Below are 19,752 nucleotides of genomic sequence, written 5' to 3' on the forward strand. Positions count from 1 at the left end.
CCGATGTGGCCGCTGGCCGGGTTCGATGCAATTTATATAGCAACTCTGCGATAGAGGTCGCCAAGAGATGTTGCTTCGCCTTCGAGCGCAAATCTCTGCGTGACATGACGCCGACCATTCCTGCCCTGTTGGTCGATGACGTCGGGATCCTCCAGCAGAGCGGATGCAGCGGCAATCATGCCGGGCAAGTCGCCTGCGGGAATGACGGTGCCCGTCTCTCCCTGTATTACCAGCTCCGAAAACGCCCCCACATCCGTGGCGACCACAGGCACACCGGTTGCCATGGCTTCCAGGGGGGTGAGGCCGAAACCTTCCCAGCGTTGGGGCGCGATAAAGAGGTCGAGCGTCCGATACCAGTTGGCGATATCCGTGTGTTCGCCGACGAAGAGGATGCGGTCGGCGAGGCCTGCCGCCGCCACCTTCGCCTTGAGCTCATCCTCAAAGGCCTGGTGCTGGGGCGTGGCGCGGCCAGCGACGATGGCTGCCCAGCCGGGGTGTCGGGGGAGGGCCGCGATCATGGCGTCGACGAAGAGGTCCGTGCCCTTCTGGTGGCGGACGCGGCCGAAACAGCCGATGTAACGAAGGTTTGGCGCAAGGCCGCAGACACGCTTGGCCTCGGCCTTGTCTTCCGCCGGCCGAAACGTCTCGCAGTCGATGCCGTGCATGACCACGGTGTTCGGCACCTCGAGATAGGCCGAGGTCTTGGCGCTGGTGGCGATCACGGCGTCCATCTGGCGGATCAGGAACTTCGTCCAGCCGGAATGCTTGCGCTGCGATGCGGATGTGAAAACGAGTTTCAGAGGCATGCGCAGGAGGTCGCGCAGGATGATGCCAGGCAACATCTCGATGTTGCGGCGGGCATGCCAGACGCGGTGCGTGTGACCCTCCGGTGGACGCCAGAGTTTCCACAGGTCGCGGAAACGCAGATGCGGCAGGTCAGAGGGAAGGCCCGGTCCGAGAACCGCGACCTTCTGGCCGAGACGGTTCTGGACGGGAACCAGTTGGATGATCGTCGAGGTGACGCCGGAAAGACGCTGCTTGAAGTTCGGCGCGATCACGTGGATCCCGTCGAGATCCACGTTGTTCTTCGTCTTCGGCATCAGCAGAACCAGTCCATCAGCCCCAGTTGACCGCGAGGATCTCGTAGGCCTTGGAGCCTCCGGGCGCGACCACTTCGATACTGTCGCCGGCTTCCTTGCCGATCAGCGCACGCGCGATCGGGGACGAAATCGAGATGCGGCCAGCCTTCACGTCGGCTTCCTGGTCGCCGACGATCTGATAGGTCTTTTCTTCGTCCGTGTCCTCGTCGATCAGCTTGACGGTGGCGCCGAACTTGATCTTCGAGCCGGACATCTTGGAGAGGTCGATCACTTCGGCGCGGGCAATCAGGTCTTCAAGCTCGCCAACGCGGCCTTCATTGTGGCTCTGGGCTTCCTTGGCTGCGTGATATTCGGCATTTTCCGACAGGTCGCCATGGGCGCGGGCTTCGGCGATTGCCTCGATGATGCGCGGACGCTCCTCCTGCTGGCGCCAGCGCAGCTCTTCGCTGAGCTTGGCAAAGCCGTTCTGCGTCATCGGTACCTTTTCTACCATTTCTTCTTCCTTCGTCTCTTTGGCCGCAGGCGCGGGCACAAAAGAAAACAGGTTCCGAAGCAAAGCTGCGGAACCGTGTCACAAATCAGGTTGCAATCACTATAGCAGAATGCTTCGCGCAATTTCCAGAGGTTTCGGACAAACCGTCCGTTGTCCTTGTTATCATTGCAACAATCTGTCGGATTGGCCCTAAAATGCGGCGATCTCTCTCTGATTTGTCGGCACGGCGGACGGTTTGTCGCAGCCGTCATTCTTGACGGAGATTGATAGAACATATAGTGAACATTCTTATGAAGAAATCGCTGAAAGACAGGCTGGCCATTCTCTCGGATGCGGCCAAGTATGACGCGTCCTGTGCCTCCAGCGGTACGACGCGACGGGATTCCAAGGCTTCGAGCGGGCTCGGATCAACCGAAGGATCCGGCATTTGCCATGCCTATGCGCCCGATGGCCGGTGCATCTCGCTTTTGAAGATCCTGCTTACCAATTTCTGCATCTATGACTGCGCCTATTGCATCAACCGGTCGTCCAGCAATGTCGAGCGCGCACGCTTCACCCCGGACGAGGTGGTCTGGCTGACCATCGAATTCTATCGGCGCAATTATATCGAGGGGCTGTTCCTCTCGTCAGGCATCATTCGGTCCTCTGATGACACGATGGGGGAGATGGTGAAGATCGCTAGGGATTTGCGCATCAAACACGGCTTTCGCGGCTATATCCATCTGAAGACGATCCCCGAGGCTTCCGCGCATCTCGTCGAAGAGGCGGGGCTCTATGCAGACCGGCTGTCGATCAATATCGAACTGCCGACCGATAACGGGCTGGAGCGCTATGCACCGGAGAAGCGACCGGTCAACATTCGTCGGTCCATGGCCGATCTGCGGCTGAAGATCGAAGAGGCGCGCGAGCCGACGCTTTCCGGCAAACGCAAGACATTCGTGCCGGGTGGGCAGAGCACGCAGATGATCGTCGGGGCCGATGGGGCTGATGATGCGACAATCCTTGGGTCGAGCGCCCGGCTCTACAGTTCCTATGGGCTGAAACGGGTCTATTACTCCGCCTTCAGCCCGATCCCCGACAGCTCGAAAAACCTGCCCCTGATCAAGCCACCTTTGATGCGGGAGCACCGGCTCTACCAGGCCGACTGGCTCTACCGCTTCTACGGCTTCTCCATCGACGAGATTGCCTCGATCGGCGAAGGCGGCATGCTGGATCTCGAACTCGACCCCAAGCTCGCCTGGGCACTTGCCAATCGCGACCGGTTTCCGGTCGATGTCAACAAGGCCGACAAGGAGACGCTGCTTCGGGTGCCCGGATTCGGCACGAAGACGGTCAATGCGCTGGTTTCAGCACGCAGGCATCGCACCGTTCGGTTGGAGGATCTGGCGCGGCTCGGTGTCTCCTTGAAAAAAGTACGCTCCTTCATCACGGCCGAGGGCTGGTCGCCGCATCAACGCCTTGACCGATCCGACCTGAGGGCTGCATTCGCCCCTCCGCCGGAACAGCTGTCTCTGCTCTGATGCGCGAGGTCACGCTGGCGGGACGCGGGGATTTTACCGAGTGGCGAGAGGCGGCGCGAGCACTGCTTACCGACGGCGTAGCGCCACAGGATGTGTTTTGGCAGACGGGCCAAAGCCCAGGGGACCTCTTTGGGCAGGCTGCAGTCTCAACACCGCGAGCGGCAGCCGGACCAGCGCCATTGTCGGTGCCGAAAGGCTTTCTGGCGGCGGCGGAAGCGGCCGTCTGCCACAGCGATCCCCTGCGATTCGATCTCCTCTACAGGCTGCTCTGGCGGATCGGTGCGGAGCGTACCTTGCTGGAGGTGACATCGGATCCTGACGTCGTGATGCTGCGTGGCATGATCAAGAACATCAGGCGCGACAGCCACAAGATGACGGCCTTTGTCCGTTTCCGCGAGGTTGAGGCGGTTCAGCCAGGGCGTCGGCGTTTCGTGGCTTGGTTCGAGCCGGAGCATTTCATCGTGGCGCGCACGGCCGGCTTCTTCCAGCGCCGTTTCACCGACATGGACTGGCTGATCGCGACGCCGAAAGGTTCGGCGGCGTGGAACGGGCAGGAGCTGAAAACGTCGGGCGAACCGGCCGCGCGGCCGGAAGCCGAGGACGAGACGGATGAGCTCTGGCGCACCTATTTCGCCAATATCTTCAACCCGGCGCGGGTGAAGATCCGGGCGATGCAGTCGGAGATGCCGAAGAAATACTGGAAGAACATGCCCGAGGCCTCGCTCATTCCGGATCTGATCGCCGGTGCCGAGAAGCGGGTGGCGGAGATGGCGGCACGGGAGGCGAGCCAGCCGCCGGCCTTTCACGAGCGCTTGCAGGCGCAATGGCAGGGGCGGGAGAAGGGCGACGGTGCCGATCTGCCGCCACTGGAACGCCTGCGGCGGGAGGCATCCACCTGCACGCGCTGCCCGTTGCACTGCCATGCGACGCAGACGGTGTTCGGGGAGGGGCCTCAAAATGCCTCCGTGATGTTCGTGGGTGAACAGCCGGGAGATACCGAGGACCTCGCCGGAAAGCCGTTCATCGGTCCGGCCGGGAAGGTGTTCGACGAGGCCGTCGCCGCTGCTGGGATCGACCGCCACCAAGCTTACGTCACCAATGCGGTGAAGCACTTCAAATACGAGCGGCGCGGCAAGCGACGTATCCATATGCGCCCGGAGGCAGGCGAAGTCGCCCATTGCCGCTGGTGGCTGGCCAAGGAGATCGAGATCATCCGGCCGCGGATTGTGGTGGCCCTGGGGGCAACGGCCTATCTGTCACTGACTGGTGAAAGCCGACCGATCGCCGAGGTCAGGGGCATGCCGATCCCGATGCAGGACAACCGCATGCTGCTGGTGACCACCCATCCGGCGGCGATCCTCAGGATGCCGGATGAAGACTTGAGGGCGCGCAGTCTCACGGCGTTTCGATCGGATCTTGTCGGTGTGAAACGGCTTTCCGAGACCCTGTCGACGTCGGGGCACTAAAAGCCGGGCGCAGGCTCGTTTCCGGCGCGACCTCACGCCTTCGCCCGCCGTCCTGCAGGACGGTGGGGATCAGAGCTGCGACCGGGTAAGGAGTTCAATGGTCGTGGCTGGAAGCCGCCGCGTCGAGATCGATTTCCGTTTTCGCGTAAACCCGCGCCGCGATGGCGGCGAGCAGCAGCAGCGTAACCGTGGCCAGCGCGCAGCAAAGCGCGAAGCCGCCGGCATAGCTGGTGCGGGCCAGTTGCAGCCATGGGGCGGCTTGGTTGCCGGTGGCGCGTGCGACTTCGAGCGCGGTGCCGAGCGCCGAGGTGACGGAGTCGCGGTCTGAAGGTGACAGCGCGGCCAGATCTGCATTCTGCATGCCAAAGCGGTAGAACAGCGTGCCGAGGCTGCCGAGGACCGCGACACCGAGTGCACCGCCGAATTCCGCACTGGTTTCCGAAATGGCGGAGGCGGAGCCGGCCCGCTCCGGCGGGGCCGTGCCAACGATCAGGCCTGTCGTCGTGAGGATAACCGGCACGAAGCCGAGGCCCATGACGATGCTCGCCCCGAGTACGCCAACGAGACTGGAGTTCCATGCGGCGATCGCCATGAGACCGGTGCCGAGCGCATTGACGACAAGGCCCAGCAGGACCGTGCGGACGGGTCCCAGCCGGTTGGTCACCCGCCAGGCCTGGAACGACATCACGGTGAAGACCAGCGATGAGGGGATGGACCAGAGGGCGGCCTTGAGCGGTGTGAGGCCGATGACAAGCTGCAGGAAGAGGTTCTGGAAGAGGAAGAGGCCGAAGATGAAGAAGACGCCGGCAAGATTGACCATCAGCGACGCGGTGAAGGCTGGGATCTTGAACAAGGCGAGGTCGATCATCGGGTGTTCGAGCACCTTCTGGCGCCTGACGAAGACGATGCCGACGACGAAACCGAACAGGATCGGCCCGAGCTGGATCGGCTCGAAACCTTCGGCTGCCATTTTCTTGAAACCGTAGACGATCGGGAGGACGGTCAGGAGTGAGAGCGCGACGCTCAGGAGATCGAGACGTCCGGCCTTTTCATCCCTGTATTCCGGCAGTAGGAAGGGCGCACTGGCAAGCAGCGCGGCCATGATCGGCACGTTGATGAGAAAGACCGAGCCCCAGTGAAAATACTGGAGCAGCACGCCGCCAATGAGCGGGCCGATCAGGCCGCCGAGCGCAAACGCGGTGCCCCAGATGCTGATCGCGCGATTGCGTTCGCTTTCGTCGCGGAAGAGGTTGACGACGAGCGACAGGGTGGAGGGGGCGATCGTGGCCCCGGCGATGCCGAGCAGGGCGCGGGCGACGATCAGCGTCGAGGCGGTATGGGCGAAAGCGGCGAAGACGGAGGCTACAGCGAAGAAGAAGGCGCCGAACAGGAGCACCTTGCGGCGGCCGATCCGGTCGCCCAGCGTGCCCATGGTGACGAGGAAGCCGGCGACCATGAAGCCGTAGATGTCATTGATCCACAAAAGCTGGGTGGCCGACGGATCGAGGTCGGCGACGATCGCGGGCATGGCGAGAAAGAGAACCGAGAGGTCCATCGAATAGATCAGGCAGGCAATGGAGAGTATCAGGAGACCAATCCATTCCCGGCGGGTTGCCTTTTCGGCGCCACCCTCGATCGCAGCAGACATCCAGACCTCCCCCATTATCCGGCGGCACAGTGCCGTGATGCGCCGGTTTAGGCAAATATGAAATTTTGATGGAACCTGTTTTCAGGCGTGATGGGATCTTGCCCCGTCGCCCCCTGCCGTCGTTGCAGTTTCACGCCATCCGACCGGTGATGTAACCGTCCAGGCGCGCCAGCGTCTGGTGACCGCCTTCGACGGCGCCGAACTTCAGGGTTGCGTTCCGCGCTTCTGGTGTCGGGAAGATCAGCGTGATCGTCACACGGGTCTTGCCGCCGTCCGGCTGAAGCGTGATCACGCCGTCGAAATGGGCCGGTTCGCCCGTCTCGCCGCCGTGTTCATAGGCAATGCGGGTCGGCGGGGTGATATCCTGGTAGCGGATCCAGTTCGGCCAGTCCTTGCCGTCGGGGCCGTGCATCGTATAGCGCCAGAGGCCGCCGACGGAGAAGTCCATTTCGTGGGTTTCGTTGCGGAAGCCGTTCGGTCCCCACCACTGGTCGATGTGGTGCGGATCGGTGAACATCTGGAAGACGAGATCGATCGGGGCGGAGATCAGTCGGTCCACTTCGATGATGCGGGCGGGGTCGATTGCCATGGTCATTTCGCGGATGCTCCCTCGTCTTTGGCCAAAACGGCTTCAAGGCGGTCGAAATTCTGCTCGTTGGCGGCGCGGATGAATTTTTCGAGCTCGCGGTTCTCGTCCGTCGGCTCAAACAGCATGCGCCAATGGAGCCGCGTGCCGCTGTCTTCGGCCACGTAGGTCATTTCCATGGTGAAGACATGCATGGGTTCGTGATGAAGAAAGACGATGCGGCTATTCGGAACGATTTCTTGAAAGGTCGAGTGGTTGTCGAAATCCGTGCCGTTGGAGGCGGTCATGGTGATGCGCCAACTGCCGCCTTCGCGGAAGTCGAATTCGTCGATGCGGTTGGTAAAGTCGTGCGGTCCCCACCAGTCCTTCAGCGTGTCCGGATCGGCGAAAGTGCCGAAAAGGGTCGGGGCGTCGACAGGAAACAGGCGGTCGTTGAGGATTTCCAGTTTGTCGGTCATGGCGTGTCTCCCGTGTCGTCAGGGGTCGATTGCAGTGTGGCCAGATAGTCTTCCAGCCGGTCCAGACGGTGTTCCCAGAGTTTGCGATAGTCGCCAACCCAGCTGTCGACTGCTTTCAAGGGTTCCGGCTCAAGCCGGCAGGGGCGCCATTGGGCCGTGCGGCTGCGCGAGATCAGCTTGGCGCGCTCCAGCACCTTCAGATGTTTGGAGACGGCCGGGAGACTCATGGCGAAGGGTTCGGCCAGTTCGTTGACGGTGGCCTCGCCGGTGGACAGGCGGGCGAGGATCGCACGTCGCGTCGGATCGGCGAGGGCGAAGAGGGTTTCCGACAAGGGATCTGCTGGCATAGAATTAGCCGATCGGTTAATTAACTGATCGGGTAAATACAAAATATGATGTTGGCCGTCAAGTGACCGGGCAAATGGACTTTGAAGCAAAGGAAAGTCCGGCGACAGCGCCGACATCAGGCGTCTGGCAAGGCTTCAGGCGGCATCCTCAAGTGCTGCGGCTGGCAGGTTTGCGGATGCGTTCAGAACCTCAAGGCCGACGATCCGGCCATCACGATCGTAGTCAAGCATGATGCCCTTCGACACTTCCTCTGTCTCCAGAACCGGCTCGGTCGAGAAGCGGATATAGGCCGCATCGGCGGCGGCATCATATTCAAGCTTCGGCTTCATCGGGGCATCCGTGCCTTGCGATCGAGGAATGCCGTGATGATACGGATTTCGGTCGCGGTTTCCAAGCAGATTACCCGCAAAATCCGCTCTTCGCGTTCCGGGACGCGCCGGTAACGCCGCTCAGTCGGCGGGCCGGAGGGATCTACCTCCGCCCACTCCGGGTCGCGGACCGTAAGCTCGATCCATGCTCGATCGAGTTGCCGCTCCGAAATCACCGTTTCCGCATGGAGGGTGAAATGGAGCGGCTTCATTTGTTGGCCTCAGAAATAGCTCTGCAGCGGACGAACCTCGAGCTGGCCGCCTTTGAGCGCCCGGATGGCTTCGGCGGCGGCGAGGGCGCCGGCCATGGTGGTGTAGTAGGGCACCTTCTGCATCAGGGCCGCACGGCGGAGAGACTTCGAATCCGAGATCGCCTTGTTGCCGTCGGTCGTGTTGATGACCAGCTGGACCTGACGGTTGCGGATCGCATCCTCGATATGCGGACGTCCTTCCAGAACCTTGTTGATCTTGATCGCCGGAATGTCGTTTTCGGCGAGGAAGCGCTGGGTGCCACCGGTTGCCATGACCTTGAAGCCGATCTGGGTCAGGATCAGGATCGCGGGCAGGACGCGGACCTTGTCCTCATCGCGAACCGAGACGAAGACCGTCCCGTCACGCGGCAGTTCGACGGAGGCGCCGAGCTGGCTCTTGGCGAAGGCGAGCGCAAAATCGGTGTCGAGGCCCATGACTTCGCCGGTCGAGCGCATTTCGGGGCCAAGCAGCGTGTCGACGCCGGGGAAGCGGGCAAAGGGGAAGACCGCTTCCTTGACGGCGATGTGCTTGAGGTTGCGCGGATCGGGTTTCTTGCCATAGGCGGCGATCGCGTCGTCGAGCTTCTCGCCGGTCATGATGCGGGCGGCGATCTTGGCGATCGGCGCGCCGATGGTCTTTGCCACGAAGGGCACCGTGCGCGAGGCGCGCGGGTTGACTTCGAGCACGTAGATGACGTCGTCCTTGATGGCGTACTGGACGTTCATCAGGCCGCCGACATTGAGCGCCTTGGCCATGGCGGCCGTCTGGCGTTCCAGTTCGTCGAGCGTTGCCTTGGAGAGCGAACGGGAGGGCAGCGAGCAGGCACTGTCACCCGAATGGATGCCGGCTTCCTCAATGTGCTCCATGATGCCGGAGACGAAGACGGTCTCACCGTCGCAGAGCGCATCGACGTCGACTTCGATCGCATTGGTTAGGTAGCTGTCGAACAGGAGCGGGTTCTTGCCGAGCAGCGTGTTGATCTGGCCGGTCTTGTCGTTCGGATAGCGCTGCTTGATGTCCTCGGGCACGAGACCCGGCACCGTGTCGAGCAGGTAGGACTGCAGCATCGATTCCGAATGGATGATCTGCATGGCGCGGCCGCCGAGCACGTAAGACGGGCGCACGACCAGCGGGAAGCCGATTTCGGTCGCGACCAGGCGGGCCTGTTCGACCGAATAGGCGATGCCGTTGTTCGGCTGGTTCAAATCGAGCTTCATCAGAAGCTTCTGGAAACGATCGCGGTCTTCGGCGAGGTCGATCATGTCGGGCGCGGTGCCGAGGATCGGGATGCCGTTCTTTTCGAGCGCTTCGGCGAGCTTCAGCGGGGTCTGGCCGCCGAACTGAACGATGACGCCGACAACTTCACCCTTTTCCTGCTCGGCGCGCAGGATCTCGATCACGTCTTCGGCCGTCAGCGGCTCGAAATAGAGACGGTCGGAGGTGTCGTAGTCGGTCGAGACGGTTTCCGGGTTGCAGTTGACCATGATCGCTTCAAAGCCGGCATCCTTGAGCGCGAAGGCGGCATGGCAGCAGCAATAGTCGAACTCGATGCCCTGGCCGATGCGGTTCGGGCCGCCGCCGAGGATGACGACCTTCTTGCGGTCGGACACCTGGGCTTCCGAGCGCAGTTGGCCGACGAAGGGGGTCTCGTAGGACGAGTACATATAGGCGGTGGGCGAGGCGAATTCGGCAGCACAGGTGTCGATGCGCTTGAAGACCGGGCGAACGCCGAGGCCGTTGCGCAGTTCCGCGACTTCCTTCGGGCGCTTGCCGGAGAGCGAGGCGAGCCGGGCGTCGGAGAAGCCCATGGCTTTCAGCGAGCGCAGATTTTCAGCGTCATCCGGCAGGCCGTGTTCGCGGACGCGGGCTTCCATGTCCACGATCGCCTTGAACTGGGCGATGAACCAGGGATCGATCTTGCAGCCCTCATGGACCTCTTCCGGCGACATGCCGAGGCGCAGCGCCTGGGCCACCATGCGCAGGCGGTCGGGCGTCGGGGTGCCGATGGCGGCGCGGATGGCGTTCTTGTCGTCACCCTGGCCGAGGCCCGGGATCTCGATTTCGTCGAGGCCGGTGAGGCCGGTTTCGAGACCGCGCAGGGCTTTCTGCAGCGATTCGGCAAAGGTGCGGCCGATGGCCATGACTTCGCCGACCGATTTCATCGCCGTCGTCAGTGTCGGCTCGGCGCCCGGGAATTTTTCGAACGCGAAGCGCGGGATCTTGGTGACGACGTAGTCGATCGACGGTTCGAAGGAGGCAGGCGTCGCGCCGCCGGTGATGTCGTTGTCGAGTTCGTCCAGCGTATAGCCGACGGCGAGCTTGGCGGCGACCTTGGCGATCGGGAAGCCGGTGGCCTTGGAGGCCAGTGCCGAGGAGCGCGAAACGCGCGGGTTCATTTCGATGACGACGAGGCGGCCATCGGCCGGGTTGACGGCGAACTGCACGTTCGAGCCGCCGGTCTCAACGCCGATCTCGCGCAGAACCGCGATCGAGGCGTTGCGCATGATCTGGTATTCCTTGTCGGTCAGCGTCAGCGCCGGCGCGACGGTGATACTATCGCCCGTGTGGACGCCCATCGGGTCGATGTTCTCGATCGAGCAGATGATGATGCAGTTGTCCGCCTTGTCGCGGACAACTTCCATTTCATATTCCTTCCAGCCGAGGACGGATTCCTCGATCAGGACTTCCGTGGTCGGCGAGGCGTCGAGACCGGAATTGATGATCTCGTAGAATTCCGAGCGGTTGTAGGCAATGCCGCCGCCGGTGCCGCCCATGGTGAAGGAGGGGCGGATGATGGCGGGCAGGCCGACATGATCAAGCGCCTGGGCGGCGATCGCCATGGCATGGGCCATGTAGCGCTGTTTGCGGTCGGTTTCGCCGAGGTTCCACTGGTTTTCCAGTTCATCAAGCGCCTTGTCCAGCTCGGCGCCGGAGAGCTTGGCGCGCAATTCGGCGCGGGCGGCTTCATGGGTCTTGCGGTCGGCGTCCTTGATTTCGGTCGCGTTGGCGAGCATCGACTTCGGGGTCTCGAGGCCGATGCGCGCCATGGCTTCGCGGAAGAGGGCGCGATCTTCGGCCATGTCGATGGCGGCGGGCTTGGCGCCGATCATCTCGACATTGTAGCGGTCGAGAACACCCATGCGCTTCAGCGAGAGCGCAGTGTTCAGCGCCGTCTGGCCACCCATGGTCGGCAGCAACGCGTCGGGACGCTCCTTGGCGATGATCTTGGCGACCACTTCAGGGGTGATCGGCTCGACATATGTGGCGTCGGCGAGACCCGGATCGGTCATGATGGTGGCGGGGTTGGAGTTGACCAGGATGACCCGGTAGCCCTCTTCCTTCAGCGCCTTCACGGCCTGGGTGCCGGAATAGTCGAATTCACATGCCTGGCCAATGACGATCGGGCCTGCGCCAATGATGAGGATGGACTTGATATCTTGGCGCTTTGGCATGGCTCTATCCGTTCTTTGACCTGCGCGAAAAACCGGCCTGGGTGAGGGAGGTCACCGGCCGGGCGCAGAGAGATGGTCTTTTCAGGCTAGAAGCGGCTTATAGGGAAATGTCCGGACGGAAGAAACCCCGTTTTTACAGAAACTACCGGAAAAACTTCCGCAATGTGTCGGCAACTCCCGCCCAATGCGGTTGACACCTGTTTGGGGGTGCATCGCGCCTGGCCAAAATCTTTGTCATCCTGTGTTGCCAGACGTTGCGTGTATACGTCTCCAACGGAATTTTAAGGGAATGATACGATCGTTCCTTCACCTAAGCAGAGCGCTCGGAGTGGAGCCGAATGTCACGCGATTTGGCAAACCTACGGTGCGCACTTCCGATCTACACAGTATGCAACGTCATTGCGATTGTCGCAATCACACTGCTCTCTAAGCTAAGGCTGGACGTTGCTTCGTTTGGGGCAGTGTTCTTCACGGTACCCCTGCTGGTCGTTGGTGCGCTCTTTACCCGGCGCAGAGGTATGGGGACGGCCTCTCTGATACTGGAGGTGCTGTGTAGCGGCATCGTGCTGTCCGTCGTGGTGTTGCTTGCCTCCTACCTCGCCATTTCGCTTGACCGCCCTCTTGTCGATGCCGCGCTTGCAGATGCCGACCGGTGGCTCGGTTTCAACGCATTTGATATCGTCACGATGGTCAACAACATGCCCGTGCTGAGCTCGATGCTCATGTACGCGTACTCGTCCTTCTCTCTACAGCTTCTTGTGTTGCCGATCTTGCTAATCGTTTTGGGCTCGCCGGCTTCGGCTTACACGCTTGTCCTTAGCTATGGGCTTGCGGGGGTGGTTGCGAGCCTCATCTCCATCTGGTTTCCGGCTGTCGGTGCTCACATCTCCTACGATCTGGCTTCTCAGCGTCTGCCATCGGTGAATCTGTATTATGGATACGCGTTTCTGTCCGAGTTCAATGCGGTACGCGCAAATTCAGAGTTCACCCTGTCGCTTGCGACGGCCCAAGGGATCCTCACTTTTCCGTCGGTGCATACGGCTGTGGCTATCATATGTACCGTTGCGTCGTTTGGGCAACGCGTGCTGAGGTATCCGGTCCTGACCCTCAACGTGCTCATGCTGATCTCGACCGTCACGCATGGTGGCCACTATCTGGTTGATGTCATAGCCGGCATTGTCGTGGCGACTTTGGCACTTGTAACCACCCTTGTGATCGCGCGTAGCCGCATACCCGGTATCGTTGCTCTAACTTAAGCGTTCCGTTTTCGCGATTTCTCGTCATAGTCCTTTTGCACGTTGCTGATAGCGCAAAGACCTCCGTCACTGCGAGGTCTAAAATGAACGCTCCAAAGCCGTCGAATCTTCACGATGCTACTGTCGACCCTATTGATGATGCCCTTCTGGCACATCTGGGCACACGCTACTCATCGGCTGGAATTTTCCTGCCCGAGCCGGGCAATACGATCGTTTGTCACCTGCAGGCGGGGTCTGAGACGGAGGCCGTGCTGCAGGAGGTCCGGGAGCGTTATCGTGCCATGCCCGGCAGCGAGCGCCTCGCCTTCACAGCCGCATCCAGCCTGCACATGACGCTGTTCCAGGGCATTATCGAATATCGGCGCCGATTGCCCTATTGGCCGGCGGATGTGCCGCTGGAAACGCCGATCGATGACATGACCGCGATCTTCCTCGATCGCCTTGCCGGATTTGAACCGGGACCAGCATTCCAGATGCAGGTGGTGGCGGCGACGCCGAACGGGTTGACGCTGGAGGGCATCTCGGAGGCGGATCGGGATGCCCTTCGCTCGTGGCGGGATCGACTGCCCGATCTGCTCGGCTATCGCCATCCCGATCACGAGACTTACAGCTTCCACATCACCTTTGCCTACATGATCGAGCGCTTTGACGACGAGACGATGCTTGCGTGGCAGCCGTTCCTGGCGGAGGTCGTCGAGGACATCCGGCAGCGGGCGCCGATCCTCTCGCTCAGGCCGCCGGCCTTTTGCAGCTTCGAGGACATGAACCACTTCGAGGAACTGCTGGTTCTGGAGCCACAGCCCTAGGTCACAAGCGGATCGGCCATTTTTGTTGGCTTGAATGGAGAGGTTTGCTCTAGCTCTCCGTTGCAGGCCACGCTTTCAGGACCTGTAAAGCGACAGGTCCTGCTTCCGGCCAAAGCTGCAGAAGATATTGATCTTCTCCGTCGAGCCCGTCTTCGCTCAATGTGTCAAGGCCCGACCAGCTGACGCGCACCCCAAGCGGCCCTGGGGTCACGGTCAGGCGAGGTGATGTTGCTTCATCGTCAGTCATGCCCGCGACTATGAGCTGACCCGTGGCGCAATCGAACCCGGCATCTACCACATGGTGAAGGCTATCGAGATCGGGTTTGGGGCGCTGGTCGTGCCATTCAATACACACAGTCACGTCCATGTTGCGCACGGTATGAACTATGACCCCAGTCGGTCCGACCATGAGACGTCGGGCCATGCTGTCTTCGGTATAGTCATTCGGCAATTCGCAGTGCGCCTCGTCGCGCAGATAGAGCTGGAAGTAGTCGGCGAAGATCTCGCCTTGGCATAAAGTTCTCACCGCGATCCTCCCAACACTGATGGTCGCACGATATCTCGATTGAGGCGTTGATCTGCCGAAAGAGTGTCGTGCCACTGCAAACTGGGCACTCTGTGCAACTGACTTTGCAGGATGCGTGATGAAGAGAATATCGGCAAGGTAAACCGCTCGCAGCGTCAGCACTGCGAGCGGCTTGATATCGGGATCTGCGCTAGATCCACATTTCGCCTAGGGCTCTGGGAAAGCGCCCCATCTTCGTTGCGAATGTCCTATGGTCCCGATCAGAATTCTTCCCATTCGGCACCGCTCGTTGCGGGCTTTGCACCCATTGCCGTTGCCAGTTTGCCGACGAGTGCGCGTGCGGGAGATGCTGCGGCGCGGGCTGGACCCGCAACCGGGGTTGGGCGGCTCGCGGCAGGAGCCGCCGAGGGGCGGGCCTGTGTCTGAACGTTTCGGCTTGCCGCTAGGCCTGCGCTGCGGGCCGGGGCCGTGGAATGTCCGAGATTGAATTGCGCCAGACGCGAGGAGAGCGATTGCACTTCGGACACGAGCGTGTGCGAGGCTGCATTGGTCTCTTCAACCATGGCGGCGTTCTTTTGCGTTCCCTGGTCCATGATGTTGACGGCGGCGTTGATCTCATGAAGGCCGGTCGACTGTTCGCGTGCGGCCTCCACGATCGCGTGCACATTGGTGTTGATCTGCTGGACCTCGGCAACGATGGCCGACAGAGCCTCGCCGGTCTGATCGACCAGGGAGACGCCATGCTTGACCTGATCGCCGGAGGCGGTGATCAGGCTCTTGATTTCCTTTGCGGCATTGGCCGAACGCTGGGCCAGTTCACGCACTTCCTGCGCCACGACCGCAAATCCCTTGCCGGCTTCCCCGGCGCGGGCGGCTTCGACACCTGCATTGAGGGCAAGCAGATTGGTCTGGAAGGCGATCTCGTCGATCACGCCAATGATGTTAGAGATCGATTGCGACGACTGTTCGATGGCACTCATGGCGTCGATCGCCGTGCGCACCACTTCGCCCGACCGTTCGGCACTTTCCTTGGTGCGGCTGACCTGCTGGCCGGCTTCCTCGGCGCGCTGGGTGGATTCCTTGACGGAGCGGGTGATCTGGGAAAGCGCCGCGGAGGTCTGTTCGACCGATGCCGCCTGCTGTTCGGTCCGGCGGGCAAGATCGTCGGCCGCCGCGCGGATCTCGTTGGAGCCGTTCTCGATCGTCGTTGCGTTTTCGCTGAAGGAGAGGAGGGCCGCGCGCAGTTTCTCGATGGAATCGTTGAAATTGACGCGGATCTCGTCAAGCGCCGGAGAGAAGGACTTTTCCAGTCGAACGGTCATGTCGCCGTCGGAGAGACGGGCGAGACCGGTGCGGAGTTCGTCGACGACAAAACGGATTTCTTCTTCGCGGGCCTTGTGACCCCTGGAGCGCTCAACCCGTTCGATTTCCTCCTGCTCAAAGCGTGCCTGGGCTTCGTTTTCGAGCTCGATCTTCTTGCGATTGCTTTCGAGAAGAATGCCGAGCGAGCGGGACAGGTCGCCGATCTCGTCGCCCCTTTCCTTGTCGGTCAGTTCGACCGCGAGGTCGCCGGAAGCAATGCGGTTTGTCTGGTCGATGACGCGGTTGATGCGGCCGATGAAGCCGCGGGCGAGCAGCCAGCCGACCAGCACCAGAAAGACGGCGGCGCCGGCGATGATCAGGGCCGAGGTCCAGACGGTCTGGGAGAGGGCGCCGAGCACGGTCGCACTCGGTACGGCAACGACGACTTTCCAGACCACGCCTTCGAAGGGTTCGATCGGGACAGCAACCGCAAACCGTTCGATGCCATCCTTGTCCGTGATGGTGCCGACGGTGCCGGGCGTCTTCAGCACCGTTTCCCAGCCGGCGACATCGACGCCGCTGTCTTTCAACGGCTTGCCCATCACGTCTTTTTCGGGGTGGCTGACAAAGCTGTTCGCCGACGACAGAAGCGCGACGTAACCATCGCCGAGCGGGCGGTTGGCCGCGAGATCGGTGGCCGTCTTGTTGAGGTCGATATCGGCGCCGACATAACCGACAGCCTTGCCGCCGTCGAAGACCGGCAGCGAAATGGTCGTCATCAGGACGTCCTTGCCGTCCACCGGGTAGACATAGGGCTCCAGCAGGGCGGGTTTGCCGGTCTTGACCGGCAGCTGATAATAGTCGCCGACGCCCGGCTTGTCATAATCGATCAAGACGTCCGTCTTGATGGCGCCGCCGGAGCGGTAGATGTAGGGTACGAAGCGCCCGGTCTGGTCATGCACCGGCTTGCCGACGAAATCCGTGTCCTTGCCGTCAAAGGCATTCGGCTCCCAGCCGGTCGATACGCCGATCGAGTCGGGATAGGCTTCCAGCGCCTTTTGCATGACGGCCATGACGATCGCCCGGTCGCCTTGACCGCTGGCGCGCAGGGCCATGATTGCGGTTTCCATACCCTCGACCATCTGATGGCCGACACGCAGGCTCTGTTCGATCTCCGCGCCGGCTTCCGATGCCGCCATCTTCATCTCGTTGATGCCGGCGCTGCGGATATGGCCGTAGGTCAGGCCGAGCAGTGTTGCCGCGACGCCGATCGTCGTGACAACGCCGAGCCCGACGGTGGAAAAGATGTTCCGGCTCGTGGCGGATTTGAAAAGCATGGGCCGTTCCCTCATTAGCCTTCTTGCACGCATGTCGACGACAGGCATCGTCGTCCCGGCGCAGCGCCGGGTCCCCAGTGGAATCTAGTCCGGGTTGGTTAAGTAGTCCTTTATATTCGACTGGGCGGCTATAATGGCTTGTCCCTTGTCAGCACGCGATTTTCTCCCGATGGTGCCTGACGCTGAAGGGTGGCAGAGGGGAATACATGTTCCAGAATTACGCTGATTTCGACGGCCTCGGGCTGGCAGGACTGATCCGTCGCGGCGAGGTTTCGGCGAGCGAGGTGCTCGAGGCCGCAATCAGCAGGATCGAAGCGGTCAATCCGGCGCTGAACGCTGTCGTGCGGCCGCTCTTCGAGCGTGCCCGCAGCCGTGTCTCGTCCGGCGTCGGTGACGGACCTCTTGCCGGCATCCCCTTCCTGGTCAAGGATTTGCTCGCCCAGATTGACGGTGTTGCGACCGGCAACGGCAATCGGCTCTGGTCCCATCAGGCGGCGCGCGGCGACAGCGAATTGGTGCGGCGCTGGGAGGCGGCGGGGCTCGTGATTGCGGGCAAGACCAATACGCCGGAATTCGGGCTGACGCCTTATACCGAATCGAGCGCAAGCGGGCCTGCTTACAATCCGTGGGATCTGACCCGCACGCCTGGCGGCTCTTCGGGCGGGTCGGCTGCTGCTGTCGCAAGCGGCATGGTGCCGATCGCATCGGGCGGCGATGGGGGTGGATCGATCCGCATTCCGGCTTCGGCCTGCGGTGTCTTCGGGATGAAACCGACGCGGGGGCGCACCCCTGCGGGTCCCTTTATCGGCGATGCCTGGTCGGGATTTGCCATCGAACATGTGTTGACCCGGACGGTTCGCGACAGCGCGGCGGTCCTTGATGCCACACATGGTCCCGACATCGGATCGCCGCACCCGCTGCCGGTCTTTGCCGGTTCGTTCCTTGACGCGGTCTCCCGTAGTCCGGCGCGGCTGACGATCGCGGTGTCGAAAACGCCGATGCTCGGCAAGGCGGTGTCGGCGGATGTCGTTGCGGCCTTCGACGAGGCGACGCGGCTTCTTGCCGATCTCGGCCACGAGATCGTCGAGGCCGCACCGCCTGTCGATCGCGAGGCATTTTCCATGGCCTTCCTCACGGCCCTTGCCGGTGAGCTGCGTGCCGATATCGAATTCACCGCCAAGACCTTCGGCGTGCGCATCCGTCCGGGAGACTACGACGCCTCGTCCTTCGGCATGGGATTGCTGGGGGATGGGTTTTCGGCTGCGGAGCTCATCGCGGCACATCGCTATCTGAAGCTGTCCAGCCGTTCCGTGCTCGGCTTCTTCCAGGATTACGATGTGCTGATGACGCCGGTCCTGTCGTCGCTGCCGGTCAAGATCGGCGCGCTGCAGCCGTCCGCAGCAGAGAAGGCGCTTCTGAACGTGCTGGGTCATGTCGGTGGCGGCTGGCTCTTGAAGAAACTCGGGATTGCCGAGCAACTGGCGGCGCAGACCTTCGAATTCATTCCCTGGACCCCGGTCTTCAATGTCACCGGGCAGCCGGCGATGTCGGTGCCGATTGGCTGGTCTGGGGAGGGGCTGCCGATCGGCATGCAGTTCGTCGGTCGCTTTGCCGACGAGGAGACGCTGTTTTCGCTTGCGGGCCAGGTGGAGCAGGCGCGTCCCTGGAAGGACAGGCGGCCCCCGCTCTGAGGGCCGGCTGCCGCATCGCGTTACAGACCTGGAACCACGAGCACCTTCACCTCGCCACGGCCCGGAGGATTGGAGACGACCGAGGGCGCCTCTTCCAGCGAGACCTTGCGCGATATCAAGCGCTCCACCTCGATCGTGCCCGATGCGATCAGGTCGGCGGCGCGGCGATGGGTAAAGGGATTGAGGAAGGACGTGACCAGCTTCACTTCACGGAAGAGGAGATCGAAAGGCTCTATCTCGACCTTCTCGCCCTGGGCCATGACCCCGAGGATGACGACAGTGCCGCCTGGGCGCACGAGTTTCGTCGCCTGTTGAACCGTTTCGGCGACACCGGCGCATTCGAGCACCACGTCGACACCCCCGAGCACGAGACCATTCGGGCCGGTAATGCTCTCGATGATATCAGAGGACGATGGGTCGACGCTGGCGGTTGCGCCCAGTTCTTCCGCCAGTTCGCGGCGCGAGGCCTGGCGTGTCGAGAGGATGACGGTGCTGGCGCCGGCAAGCCGGGCGAGCTGTACGGTCAGCAGGCCAATCACGCCGCCGCCGAGCACGACGACGGAGGAACCCGCCTTGATCTCGGCAAGGTCGGTGCCATGCAGGCAGCAGGCGAGCGGTTCGCAGAAGGCGCCAAACATCGGATCGAGGCTGGCGGGGAGCAAGAAGGCCTGCTTTTGCGGGACGATCACGTAGTCGGCGAAGCCGCCGTCGCGCGCAATGCCGATCGCCTGGAGATTGCGGCAGAGATTAACCCGGCCGTTGACGCAGTGGCTGCAGCGGCCACAGGCGATGTTGGGGTCGCCGGTGATCCGGTCGCCGATGGCAAACCCGGTGACCTCAGTGCCCATCGCCTCGATGATGCCTGCGAATTCATGGCCGAGCGTCACGGGTGGTTTCGAGGGGAATTCGCCGTGAAAGAGGTGACGGTCGGTGCCGCAGACGCCACAGGCCTCGACCCGCACCAGAAGTTCGTCCGGGCCTGGCACCGGCTTGTCCACCTCCCGCGTGAACAGTTGTCCGATACCCTCAAGCCGCATGGCTTTCATTGCAGTCTCCTCCAAATTGACTTTCCCCCGAGCGATAGTGGCATGTGGAACCGTGGGTTGCCAATTGGCAAATCCTTGGCGGGACCTGCAAATCAGG

17 protein-coding genes are annotated in these 19,752 nt (G+C 62.0%); 5 read left to right on the forward strand and 12 right to left on the reverse strand.

Going from position 1 to position 19,752, the window contains the following annotated elements; translation table 11 throughout:
- Positions 1–32 precede the first annotated feature (32 nt).
- Both DFO46_RS04890 and greA read right to left on the reverse strand, forming a co-directional pair.
- Positions 33–1,100, reverse strand: a complete 1,068-nt coding sequence (locus DFO46_RS04890) for a glycosyltransferase family 4 protein (protein WP_120276528.1) — start codon at positions 1,098–1,100, stop codon at positions 33–35.
- A 16-nt stretch (positions 1,101–1,116) separates the two neighbouring features.
- The gene (gene greA / locus DFO46_RS04895; RefSeq protein ID WP_110790868.1) at positions 1,117–1,593 is read right to left on the reverse strand and encodes a transcription elongation factor GreA; all 477 of its coding nucleotides are present in this window, start codon (positions 1,591–1,593) and stop codon (positions 1,117–1,119) included.
- A 290-nt stretch (positions 1,594–1,883) separates the two neighbouring features.
- Here greA and DFO46_RS04900 point away from each other — a divergent pair, with 290 nt between their 5' ends.
- Both DFO46_RS04900 and DFO46_RS04905 read left to right on the forward strand, forming a co-directional pair.
- Positions 1,884–3,113, forward strand: coding sequence for a putative DNA modification/repair radical SAM protein (locus tag DFO46_RS04900; RefSeq protein ID WP_120276529.1), 1,230 nt, complete (start codon positions 1,884–1,886; stop codon positions 3,111–3,113).
- Positions 3,113–4,579, forward strand: a complete 1,467-nt coding sequence (locus DFO46_RS04905) for a UdgX family uracil-DNA binding protein (RefSeq protein WP_120276530.1) — start codon at positions 3,113–3,115, stop codon at positions 4,577–4,579. Before DFO46_RS04900 ends, DFO46_RS04905 begins: the two co-directional genes overlap by 1 nt.
- A gap of 94 nt (positions 4,580–4,673) precedes the next feature.
- On the opposite strand, the gene DFO46_RS04910 is transcribed toward DFO46_RS04905, so the two are convergent.
- The 7 genes from DFO46_RS04910 to carB all read right to left on the reverse strand — a co-directional run bounded on the left by DFO46_RS04910 (position 4,674) and on the right by carB (position 11,691).
- Entirely contained in the window at positions 4,674–6,227 is a 1,554-nt protein-coding gene (locus DFO46_RS04910) for an MFS transporter (protein ID WP_120276531.1), read from the reverse strand.
- 130 nt (positions 6,228–6,357) lie between these two features.
- The gene (locus DFO46_RS04915) at positions 6,358–6,822 is read right to left on the reverse strand and encodes an SRPBCC family protein (protein ID WP_120276532.1); all 465 of its coding nucleotides are present in this window, start codon (positions 6,820–6,822) and stop codon (positions 6,358–6,360) included.
- Entirely contained in the window at positions 6,819–7,271 is a 453-nt protein-coding gene (locus DFO46_RS04920; protein ID WP_120276533.1) for an SRPBCC domain-containing protein, read from the reverse strand. Before DFO46_RS04920 ends, DFO46_RS04915 begins: the two co-directional genes overlap by 4 nt.
- Complete coding sequence (locus tag DFO46_RS04925) at positions 7,268–7,618, reverse strand: metalloregulator ArsR/SmtB family transcription factor (protein WP_110790862.1); 351 nt, start codon at positions 7,616–7,618, stop codon at positions 7,268–7,270. The genes DFO46_RS04920 and DFO46_RS04925 overlap by 4 nt, the downstream gene beginning before the upstream one ends.
- Before the next feature lie 135 nt (positions 7,619–7,753).
- Positions 7,754–7,948, reverse strand: a complete 195-nt coding sequence (locus DFO46_RS04930) for a DUF2283 domain-containing protein (RefSeq protein WP_110790861.1) — start codon at positions 7,946–7,948, stop codon at positions 7,754–7,756.
- Positions 7,945–8,199: a DUF4258 domain-containing protein gene (locus DFO46_RS04935; protein WP_120276534.1), complete on the reverse strand. Its 255-nt coding sequence runs from the start codon at positions 8,197–8,199 to the stop codon at positions 7,945–7,947. Before DFO46_RS04935 ends, DFO46_RS04930 begins: the two co-directional genes overlap by 4 nt.
- A gap of 9 nt (positions 8,200–8,208) precedes the next feature.
- Positions 8,209–11,691 (reverse strand): carbamoyl-phosphate synthase large subunit, encoded by a 3,483-nt coding sequence (gene carB, locus DFO46_RS04940; protein WP_120276535.1) that lies wholly within the window; start codon positions 11,689–11,691, stop codon positions 8,209–8,211.
- 338 nt (positions 11,692–12,029) lie between these two features.
- Here carB and DFO46_RS04945 point away from each other — a divergent pair, with 338 nt between their 5' ends.
- Both DFO46_RS04945 and DFO46_RS04950 read left to right on the forward strand, forming a co-directional pair.
- Positions 12,030–12,947 (forward strand): phosphatase PAP2 family protein, encoded by a 918-nt coding sequence (locus DFO46_RS04945; RefSeq protein WP_120276536.1) that lies wholly within the window; start codon positions 12,030–12,032, stop codon positions 12,945–12,947.
- Between the two features lie 83 nt (positions 12,948–13,030).
- The gene (locus DFO46_RS04950) at positions 13,031–13,753 is read left to right on the forward strand and encodes a DUF1868 domain-containing protein (protein WP_120276537.1); all 723 of its coding nucleotides are present in this window, start codon (positions 13,031–13,033) and stop codon (positions 13,751–13,753) included.
- A 49-nt stretch (positions 13,754–13,802) separates the two neighbouring features.
- Here the strand turns inward: DFO46_RS04950 and DFO46_RS04955 are convergent, their stop codons facing one another.
- Positions 13,803–14,441, reverse strand: coding sequence for a hypothetical protein (locus tag DFO46_RS04955; RefSeq protein ID WP_147412740.1), 639 nt, complete (start codon positions 14,439–14,441; stop codon positions 13,803–13,805).
- 98 nt (positions 14,442–14,539) lie between these two features.
- The gene (locus DFO46_RS04960; RefSeq protein WP_120276539.1) at positions 14,540–16,918 is read right to left on the reverse strand and encodes a methyl-accepting chemotaxis protein; all 2,379 of its coding nucleotides are present in this window, start codon (positions 16,916–16,918) and stop codon (positions 14,540–14,542) included.
- Positions 16,919–17,124: 206 nt separating this feature from the next.
- On the opposite strand from DFO46_RS04960, the gene DFO46_RS04965 reads away from it, so the two are divergent.
- Complete coding sequence (locus DFO46_RS04965) at positions 17,125–18,609, forward strand: amidase (RefSeq protein WP_120276540.1); 1,485 nt, start codon at positions 17,125–17,127, stop codon at positions 18,607–18,609.
- 20 nt (positions 18,610–18,629) lie between these two features.
- Here DFO46_RS04965 and DFO46_RS04970 read toward each other — a convergent pair whose 3' ends face one another.
- The gene (locus DFO46_RS04970) at positions 18,630–19,655 is read right to left on the reverse strand and encodes a zinc-dependent alcohol dehydrogenase family protein (protein WP_120276541.1); all 1,026 of its coding nucleotides are present in this window, start codon (positions 19,653–19,655) and stop codon (positions 18,630–18,632) included.
- Between the last annotated feature and the right edge of the window lie 97 nt (positions 19,656–19,752).

This window comes from Rhizobium sp. AG855 (assembly GCF_003610655.1).
Classification (GTDB): domain Bacteria; phylum Pseudomonadota; class Alphaproteobacteria; order Rhizobiales; family Rhizobiaceae; genus Allorhizobium; species Allorhizobium wuzhouense.